7 protein-coding genes are annotated in these 9,260 nt (G+C 67.2%); 4 read left to right on the top strand and 3 right to left on the bottom strand.

The features are described 5' to 3' along the window. The coding region (locus DD1DGNOD_RS18880; RefSeq protein WP_165036880.1) for an endonuclease domain-containing protein at positions 1 to 1,118 on the top strand (1,118 nt) is incomplete at its 5' end. Then, the gene (murD, locus tag DD1DGNOD_RS18875; protein ID WP_131770738.1) at positions 1,066 to 2,421 is read left to right on the top strand and encodes a UDP-N-acetylmuramoyl-L-alanine--D-glutamate ligase; all 1,356 of its coding nucleotides are present in this window, start codon (positions 1,066 to 1,068) and stop codon (positions 2,419 to 2,421) included. The genes DD1DGNOD_RS18880 and murD, both read left to right, overlap by 53 nt. A 35-nt stretch (positions 2,422 to 2,456) precedes the next feature. Here the strand turns inward: murD and DD1DGNOD_RS18870 are convergent, their stop codons facing one another. Then, positions 2,457 to 5,249 (bottom strand): hypothetical protein, encoded by a 2,793-nt coding sequence (locus DD1DGNOD_RS18870; protein WP_131767807.1) that lies wholly within the window; start codon positions 5,247 to 5,249, stop codon positions 2,457 to 2,459. Between the two features lie 288 nt (positions 5,250 to 5,537). Here DD1DGNOD_RS18870 and DD1DGNOD_RS18865 point away from each other — a divergent pair, with 288 nt between their 5' ends. Together DD1DGNOD_RS18865 and DD1DGNOD_RS18860 are read left to right on the top strand one after the other, a co-directional pair. Next, a complete protein-coding gene (locus tag DD1DGNOD_RS18865) occupies positions 5,538 to 5,858 on the top strand; it encodes a CATRA system-associated protein (protein ID WP_131767808.1) in 321 nt (106 codons plus the stop codon). Next, positions 5,851 to 7,428 (top strand): CATRA conflict system CASPASE/TPR repeat-associated protein, encoded by a 1,578-nt coding sequence (locus DD1DGNOD_RS18860; RefSeq protein ID WP_131770737.1) that lies wholly within the window; start codon positions 5,851 to 5,853, stop codon positions 7,426 to 7,428. The genes DD1DGNOD_RS18865 and DD1DGNOD_RS18860 overlap by 8 nt, the downstream gene beginning before the upstream one ends. A 189-nt stretch (positions 7,429 to 7,617) precedes the next feature. Here the strand turns inward: DD1DGNOD_RS18860 and mraY are convergent, their stop codons facing one another. Then, on the bottom strand, positions 7,618 to 8,685 hold the full coding sequence (gene mraY, locus DD1DGNOD_RS18855) for a phospho-N-acetylmuramoyl-pentapeptide-transferase (RefSeq protein WP_131767810.1): 1,068 nt from the start codon (positions 8,683 to 8,685) through the stop codon (positions 7,618 to 7,620). After that, positions 8,682 to 9,260 (bottom strand): glutamate ligase domain-containing protein (locus DD1DGNOD_RS29795; protein ID WP_283234724.1); only part of this gene is annotated, 579 nt, incomplete at its 5' end. The genes mraY and DD1DGNOD_RS29795, both read right to left, overlap by 4 nt.

Below are 9,260 nucleotides of genomic sequence, written 5' to 3'. Positions count from 1 at the left end.
CGGCTGCCCCGCCGGTCGTCGACCTCGGCGACACCGCGGTGACGGACGTCGAGCGCGTTTTTCTGCGCGAATTCTATCTGGACGGTCTGGGCGAGTTCGCCTACCGCAACAATCTCGACCTTTCCGACCTGCGGATCGTGGGTCCCCGGTTGGAGCGGACAGCGCCGGTGGTCTTCAATCCGCAGGACGGCCGGCCGCTGGTGCCCTTCGGCGGTGGGGTGGACTCCATCGTCACCGCGGAGCTCCTCCGGCCGATGGCGAAGGACCCGGCGCTGTTCGTGGTCAACCGGCCCGGGGACCGTTTCGACGCCATCGAGCGGCCCGCCCGCGTCACGGGTTTTCCGGTCGTCCGAGCGGAGCGGCTCATCGACCCCCAGCTGCTGCGGTCGGCGGAGCTCGGCTTTCTCAACGGGCACGTTCCGGTCACCGGAATCCTCTCGGCGATCGCGCTCATGGCCGCCGCGTTGGACGGACGGGATGCCGTGGTGATGTCCAACGAATGGTCGGCATCCGTGGGAACCATCGAGGTCGACGGCCGGTCCATCAACCATCAGTACTCCAAGGGCGAGGCATTCGAGAATTCCCTGCGCTCGGTGCTAGCGGAAACGTTGGCCGGCGGGCCGGATTATTTCTCGCTGTTGCGTCCGTTCACCGAGCTATGGATTGCGCGACGGTTCGCCACGCTCCCGCAGTACTTCGACCACTTTCGCAGCTGCAACCGCGCCTTCCACATCGACCCGGCACAGCGGCTGGACCGGTGGTGCGGCCAGTGCGACAAGTGTTGTTTCATCGACCTGGTCCTCTCCCCCTTCATGGACGAGCCGACGCTGCGGCAGGTGTTCGACGGACGTGAACCACTGGCCGACGTGACGCTGCTGGGCCGTTTCCGCACGTTGCTGGGTCTGTCCACGGACAACAAGCCCTGGGAATGTGTCGGTGACGTCACCGAGTGCCGGGCTGCCACCTTGCTGACCGCCCCACGCCACGACCGGGCCGGTTCGGCCGTACTGGCCGCACTCGGTCCCCTGTCCGGGGAGCCCACGCCCGAGGAGCTGCTCACACCGCATGGCCGCCACTTCGTTCCGGACCGGTATGCGCCCGACGATCTCCTGGTCTGACCTGCGTGGCCGCACGGTCGGTCTCTACGGCCTGGGCCGCGAGGGCGAAGCCAACCTGCGGGCCTGCCTCGCCCTGGGGCTCGACCCGGTGCTCGTCGACGACGCTCCCACCCGTACCCACGTCGAGGGCAGACCGCTGCTGGCGACCGCGGCCGGCGGACTTGACGCCCTCACCCGCTGTGAGCTCGTTGTCAAGGCGCCGGGGATCTCGCGGTACGGCCCGACCGTGCGCAGCCTGGAACAGCGCGGCATCCCGGTGGTGGGTGGTGTGGGCCTGTGGCTTGCCGAGGCCGACCGGTCGAAGGTGCTGTGTGTGACCGGAACCAAGGGCAAGAGCACGACCTCGGCCATTGCCGGGCACCTGCTGACCCGGCTCGGCTACCGATGCCTGGTCGCGGGCAACATCGGTGTGCCGCCGTACGATCCGCGGGTCGGCGCCGAGTACGACTTCTGGGTCGTGGAGGTGTCCAGCTACCAGGCGACCGACCTGTCGTGTTCCCCGCCGGTGGTCGCACTCACCTCCCTGCATCCCGATCATCTGCCGTGGCACGACGGCGATCCCGAGACGTACTACTGTGACAAGCTGTCCGCCTGCTCGCAGCCCGGCGCCGAGCTGACCGTCGCCAACGGTGACAGTGACCTGATCCGTGCCCATCGGCACCTCCTCGGCCCGAGGGTGCGATGGGTGCACGCCGACGACGACACAGTCGGCGACTGGACCCGGCCGCTGGGGCTTCTCGGCCTCCACAACCGGCGCAACGCGGCAATTGCCAAGGCATGTCTGCGGGAGCTCGGTGTGCCCGAGGCGGACGACGACGACAAGCTGCGGGCCGCCGCGGAGGGTTTTGCCGGTCTGGACAGCCGGCTGAAGATGATCGGGTCGGTGGGCGGGGTCGGCTTCGTCGACGACAGCCTGTCGACGAACGTCCTGCCGACGCTCGCGGCCGTCGATGCCTTCGACGACCGCAGAGTCGCACTCATCGTCGGTGGTTACAGCCGCGGCATCGACTACCGTCCACTGGCTGTCGGCCTTCGGATCCGTACCCTGGACACGCTTGTCCTCACCGTGCCGGACAATGGCCCGGACATCCGCCGCCAGGTCACCGAAACCGACGCCGGCCCACATGTCACAATCGTCGACGCTCCCGACCTCGCCGCCGCTGTCGTCGAGGGTTATCGCTGGGCGAAACCCGACGGTGTCGTCCTGCTGTCGCCGGCGGCGCCGAGCTTTGGACGGTTCCGCGACTACAGCGAGCGCGGCGCGGCCTTCGCGCTCGCCATGCAGGACTGTCGCGCCACCTAACGTCATGGTAAGTAATCATTTTCGAGGCGCAGTGGCTATACGCTCGACACGAGGCCGAACGTAGTTACTTCACGTAGCAGCTCCTGCTCGGTCGGGTGGAGCACCTTCTCGACCTCTTCGGATGAAAGCGTTGTCAACTCAGCACCGGAGGCAGCGGCAGAACCGGGGGTCGCGGCAACGAGCAGCCGCCGGAGACCGAGAATCTTCTCAAGCAGCGCGATGGACTTCAGGCAGTCGTCGCTGTCGACGTCGAGAGGGGCGAGTTCTGACCGCTCCCGCAGGGAATCCGCGACGAGGACGCTCGCCTGGCGTACCAGGTCGAGACGGGTCGTGGTGGTGACCCCGACAACCGGGACGTCGTCGTGTCCGGAGTTCTTCCGCCGGGGGTCGACACCGGTGAGCGCGCCATAATAGAGCGCGAGACCACGCCCCGATGTGCATACCGCAATCGAAGAGATAACAACGCCGCCGAACTGCTCGAGTCGCATCGCCCGGAGCCGGGAATACCCTTCGTAGGCTGCCTGGAGCCAACGATGTGCATCGTCACCGCCGGTCAGTTTGGCGAGCCTCACATAGGTCCCGAGCAGATTGAACTCGGCCCTGTCGACCTCGGGATCGTCCAGGCGCCTGCGTTCGTCCAGCGAGTGTTGCAGGAGTTCCAGGGCCTCGGCCAACGTCGACGGGTCATCAGGAACGCCGTGGCGGCCGACCGTCTTGCGCAGCAGCAGGCCACGCATTGCCATGGCTCGGGCAGCCCTGATCCTGCCTTCGGAGGTACCGTCGACATTCGCCAGTCGTTCGGCTTCGCGAGCGAGAGCAATGCCTGCCTCGATCTCGTCCGGCGTGGACTTGCTGTTCTGGTTGGCCCACCGTGCCTGGCCGTAGAGGCATTCGGCCACAAGCGGAGCGTCCCGCTCCGGGTCGAAATGACCGAGGGCCTCGGTGTAGAGCGCCGAGGCCTCCCTGACCATGGAACGCAGCTCAAGAACACGTGCGACACCGTGGAGAACCAGCCCACGACGGCGTGGCTCCAGCCCCGCAAGCGAACCCGGCCGGACAGCGGCTTCATAAAGGCTTCTGACCGTGTCGTTGTCCGCGAGGCGCACGAGCAGATGCCAGCCAGGGTCGGTGCTCGCCAGAGAAGCCCAGCCGGGCAGCCCGACAAGCGCACCCTGGGTCATCACGTGACGTTCCTGTTGGATTTCTGCGCGCAACAACCGGTGCATCTGCAGGGTGGTGACACGGTTCTGGGTGCGGGTGGTGACCAGACCGATGTCCCGCAGGGTGTCGAGCGGGGCACTGTCGTCCAGCCCGAGGGCTGCGACGAGATCGTCCACAGGCAGCAGCACCGGTGGCGCCCATGCCACGGCATGCGCGGCGTCGAGCGCGGCGCGGTCGTGGGCAAGGACGCCGGCGGCCAGGCGCCAGACAAGAGCCGGACCGCTCTCCCCCGGGCCCGCCTCCCCTGGACGCACGAACGGCTCCCGCACGCCGGCCCGCACCAACCGCCGCAGCGCCTCGTAGACCAGCGGCCTTCCCCGGGTCACGGCCTGAAGCTGCTCTGGCAGATCGACCATGTCCGAGGGCTCCAGCGGCCCGATGACAATCGGCTCGACCCCCGGGAAGAAGGCGTCCCATTCCGCGTTCGTGCTCGTCACGATCAGTGTCTGGCCGGGTTTGACGGTCCGCGGCAGGAGGTCCCGGATCTCTTCCGGAGATCTGTCGGCATTGTCGAGGACGACGACCCAGGGCGCGTCGCTCGCCTCAAGACGTTGCAGCGCCGCCCTGGCATACGGCTCGCGGTCGAGGTCGTCCGGCACGAGGCCGACACGCGACATCTGCTCCAGCTCCGCCAGGGCCAGTTCGGACAGCAGCGACGAACGGTCACTTGCGTTCAGGAACCAGCCGTACCCGGCGTCGGCGCCTCGGGCCCGTTCGTAAGCCAGCAGGGATTTTCCCATACCCTGGTTTCCCCGCAGCACGATGCGCCCCTGACTGCGCTCGAGGGCTTCCCAGGTGTCCGCCCGGCTGCCGTATCGTGACGGGGCCTGCTCCAGCACCGGGAGCCGCGCGTAGATGGCCGGAGTCTGCGCATCCCGGGGCTTACGGAGAGGGTTCTCCGCATGGGGTGACGAAGTGATGTCGAGCAGCGTCGTTCCATATCCCTTACCGAGCTCTTCGAGTCCGCTCCGGACCGCCTCCTCGAACGGCGCCGGCTGTTCCTCGTCACGCTCGATGGCTACCTTCACTACGTCCACCGGGACGAGCCAGCCCGGCAGACGGGCTCCGGGTGCCAGCTTTATCACACCGTCCTCCGCCCCAGGACGAGGCAGGACGACACCCCTGAAATCTCTGCTTTGCCGCAGGTAGCTCGTGTCCAGCGGCCTCCTGACATCGGCGAGAAGAATGGCGTGCCTGTCCTGTCCCCGGTCGAGCAGCGCGACGACAGGGCGGATCTGAGCCCGCAGCAGCAGCCCCGCGAGCATAAGCACAAGATCGAGACAGGTACCTTTCTCCCGGCGGACACGGGCCGGATACCGGATGCGCTGCCTGTCCCCGTGGGGGCCGCTCCAGGCATCGAGGCCATACCGTAGCCTCATCGTGGCGAGCGCCTCATAGGCATCCTGTATCACCTTGCGACCGGCCAGCTCCGCGAGGTCGGGATGCCTCTCGTTGAAGACGATCGCGAGCGGTACCCCGAGGTCGTCGAAGGACGCGGGATTCACGTAGCGCGCGAGCGACGCCGCATCCGCCGTGTCCCAGTCGGGCCAGGGTTCCGCCGCATATTGACCATCACCAGGGTTTTCCCCCGGGCCCCCATCTGTCATGACGCGATAGTAGTAACACCCATGCGGCGCATCGTGACAGGATCGCCGATAGCCTAACTGATTTTACTATACGCCACCGATCGAGTACGCACCATGCGCCACGCCGGCGGCAGCGGCCTCCCGGTCGCGGCGCAGACACCGGTCAACATCCCGAGCATCCGGCAACACTTCTGGTCGCGCCGTTCAAGGCTCGAGTCATGCCGTTCAGCCAGCAATCAACCACGGTCACAAATCGGGATCAACAACCCTTGGTTGCCGATCCGGTCGTAACAGTATAAGTATGGGTCTATGGGGGATACATCTGACGATGACCAGATCAGGGCCGACATCCTGGCGGCGCTCGACAATCTCCTGACCCGGAAGCTGACATCCGGCGGCTGGGAACAGGCGATGTCGATAGTCAGCGACATCGAGACGGCACTCGAGTCCGGAGATCTTGAAGCCGCGCGCGCCGCCCGACGCCGACTCGATCGCGATCGTCCGATATGGGCAAACAGAGCCCAGGACCTACCCCTCGAGTCCGCCGACGAATACGTTCGGGAAAGGGTCGGCGAGCTGAAGCACCGCGTGCGAGGTCCGGACAACGGGCAACCAGCCGACGATGAATGACGTCCCGATCCTGACCGATTACGAGCTGGTCGTCCACCTGTTCGCATCGGCCGAGGGAGACGCCGGCAAGGAGGCGTACCGCGAGCTGAGACGTATCTGGTCGGCATGCGAAGGCGAACTGGGTATGGGCGAGCAGGTCACGGCAACCCTTCCTTCTGTTCTTCCCGCCGATCCGGATCTGCTGGAGGAAGGACCGATCGCCGCCTGTGAGGCAGCCGCCGGCGGCACCGTCCAGGCGATTCTCCGTCGCGAAGGTGACGTCCTCTGCCTTTCGTTCGTCCTGGATCCGGCGGATCCGCGGTCCTGGGAAGAACTGGACCAACAGTGGTCCCGGATCGCAGCCGACCCCGCGGATCCCCTGTTCGGCGAGGCCCGGCTGTACCTGGCACAGTCCCACCACGTACCCGCTGGCGATGGGGCCGGCGCCAACGAGATAAGCCGGGAACTCGCCGCGGCGGTACATACCGCGATGCCAGTCGATATCGCCGGGCAATGGTGGCGACACGGCGTGACGGTGCCAACCGGTTTCGCCGTCTGGGAAGCGGTCGAACACACCCGGGACACCGACTCACGGGCCGTTCGGCGGATAGCGGTGATCGCACCCCACGGTGATGATGACGCGCTGAGCGGATGGACATGGACCTCCGGCGGTTTGCGCCTGCCTCCGTTACCCCGCTATCTTCTGCACGCCGCGAAGATCCGCTACCAGCTTCGGGTCTGGTCGGAGGAACAGCGGGAACTGCGTCGTATCCGCCAGGAGGCGGACGAGACAGTATCAGATCTTCTCCGGATTCTCAAGACCGGTATCGCCGACGAGACCGCGGTCTCGGACACCGACCTGTTCACCGGCCTGCAGCGGCTGGCTCGTCTCGAGCTCGACGACGCCGGGCTGACGCTGGGCTCGACCCGGCTCCGAGAAATCCGTCGCACGGTTGAGATCGCGAGCGCGAACATGGCGGCGCGGCTGCCGTGGACCACCACGTCCACGAACGGCCTGTTCGCCAACGACCGGAAGCTGGCCGCCTGGTTCAGCGATCAGCTTGGCGACGACGGCATCTACGCCGAAGCGGTTCAGGAACGCGCCCGCAGCGTCAGCATGATCACCGAACGTGTGATCCGGCGGCGCCAGCAGCAACGGGCCGGACGGCTCCAGCGCATGGAAGCCGACCTGTACCAGCGGCAGGAGTGGTTCACCCGGGCGCAGACAATGGCCATCGGCGTGGTCGGCATGGTACTCACCACCGTCCAGACATTCGACTACAGGCTCCCGCTTCCGGGGCCGACGCAGCCCCCGCTGATCGTCCTTCTCGGCGCTGTCACGCTCCTGTTGTCATCGATCGTCTTCCGGTTCCGACAGCCGTCCCACGGTCCGGACCTGAGCTGGGTCGAACCGGTCGCGGCCGGCTGCGCGGGGGCCGCCTCGGTATGGCTCGCCATTTCCTGGATCTCGTACAGCCTGGGCTCCCTTGTCTCGCCCGCGTGGACCGCCGGCCCGGCGGGCGGCGCGTTCATGCTGTGCGCGGCGGGCACGGCCTGGTTTGCCCGACGGCGGGTCACATCCGCGACGTGAGCGGGCCGAAACGTCCGGTTCTGTCGCCGATCTTGTGAACCCTCGGTCGTCGATGCATGCGATCGAATAGGTCCGCCCGCCTCTTCGCGCCAGGCTTGGTCGATAACCTTGTGTGACCACAAGATCTGCTCCAGATCCAAACGTCCAACTGACATCCGGCCGACCGGCCGTCCGCACCGGGAATGCGTGTCAGGAACCGCCGTGGGAGAGGAACTCCGCGTAGAACAGGCCGAGTCCGAACGCCACGGCCAGCCCGGAGACGATCCAGAAGCGGATGATGACCGTGGTCTCGGGCCACTCCGCCAGCTCGAAGTGATGATGGATCGGCGCCATGTTGAAGATTCGCTTCCGGGTGGCCTTGAAGAAGGCGACCTGCAGGATCACCGACAGCGTCTCGACGACGAACAACCCGCCGAGGACGAACAACAGCAGCTCCGTCCGGCTGACGATGGCGATGCTCGCGAACGCGCCGCCGAGGGCGAGGGAACCGGTGTCACCCATGAATATCTTCGCAGGGCTGGCATTCCACCACAGGAAACCGAAACAGGCGCCCATGGCCGAGGCCGCTACCAGCGCGACGTCCAGCGGGTCACGGACGAGGTAGCACCCGGCGCCACCTGCCCCGGGCTCGCACAGGTTGCCGAACTGCCAGAAGGAGATCACCACATAGGCGCCGAACACCATCGCCGAGGTGCCGGCGGCCAGCCCGTCCAGCCCGTCGGTGAGGTTCACCGCATTCGACGTCGCCGCAATGATTATCCAGGCCAGCAGCGGGAAGCCGACCAGACCGATCGAGATGTCGGTGTCCCGGACGATCGAGACGAACGTCGACCCCGGCAGCAGTCCGTCGGCGTTTTTGAACCGGACGGCCAGCAGCCCGAACGCCAGCGCCACCGCGGCCTGGCCGGCGAACTTGGTCCGGGCCGTGAGCCCGAGGCTGCGCTGCTTACGAATCTTGATGTAGTCGTCGAGGAAGCCGACCACACCGAGACCGGTCATGACCATCAGGACAAGCAGCCCCGAGGCGGTGAAACCCTTCATCGTGACGACGTGCGCGACGAAGTACCCGGCCAGCGCCGCGAGGATGATGACCGTCCCACCCATGGTGGGCGTGCCCCGCTTGGTGAGGTGGCTGGACGGCCCGTCCTCACGGATCTCCTGACCATAGCCCTGCCGGCGGAACAGCCGGATCACCGATGGCGTCCCCAGCAGCGACACCACAAGGGCCACCAGCGCGGCGACCAGTACACCTCTCACCCGTGCGCACCCCACTCGCCGGGCACGGCGCCCGACGTCAACTCGCTCGCGACCCGCTCCAGCCCGAATGCGCGGGATGCCTTGACCAGCACCACGTCACCCGGTGCCAACCGCTCCCGCAGCAGTTTGCACGCCTGCTCGACGTCAGCGACCCACACCGACTCCCCTGACCACGAACCCTCCAGCGACGCCCCGAGGTGTATCCGGCGCGCCTGCGCGCCGATCGCCACCAGCTGCTCCACACCGAGCCGGACGACGAGCCGGCCGAGAGCGTCGTGCTCGTCGTCGGCGCTCGCGCCGAGCTCCTCCATACCGCCGAGGACCGCCCAGGCCCGCCGGCCCCGGCTCAAGTCGGCCAGGGCCTTCAGCGCGGCCCGCATGGACTCGGGGTTGGCGTTGTAGGCGTCGTTGACGACGGTGACGCCGTTTCCGGTCACCGTCACCTCCATCCGCCAGCGGCTGCGCGCCCGCGCCCGCGACAGCACGGCGGCCGTCCGCGCGGGCGGGAGCCCGAGCCGGATCGCGACCGCGGCGGCGGCCAGCGCGCTGCCGACCTGGTGTTCGCCGACGAGGTT

Origin of the sequence: Candidatus Protofrankia californiensis, assembly GCF_900634765.1 — a bacterium.
GTDB classification, from domain to species: domain Bacteria; phylum Actinomycetota; class Actinomycetes; order Frankiales; family Frankiaceae; genus Protofrankia; species Protofrankia californiensis.
This window is presented reverse-complemented; position numbering and strand designations above follow the sequence as displayed.

Bases quoted from the DNA above. Each gene is read 5' to 3' on its own strand.
- murD (WP_131770738.1), top strand. From the start codon at position 1,066: ATGGCCGCCACTTCGTTCCGGACCGGTATGCGCCCGACGATCTCCTGG.
- DD1DGNOD_RS18870 (WP_131767807.1), bottom strand. From the start codon at position 5,249: ATGACAGATGGGGGCCCGGGGGAAAACCCTGGTGATGGTCAATATGCG.
- DD1DGNOD_RS18865 (WP_131767808.1), top strand. From the start codon at position 5,538: ATGGGGGATACATCTGACGATGACCAGATCAGGGCCGACATCCTGGCG.
- DD1DGNOD_RS18860 (WP_131770737.1), top strand. From the start codon at position 5,851: ATGAATGACGTCCCGATCCTGACCGATTACGAGCTGGTCGTCCACCTG.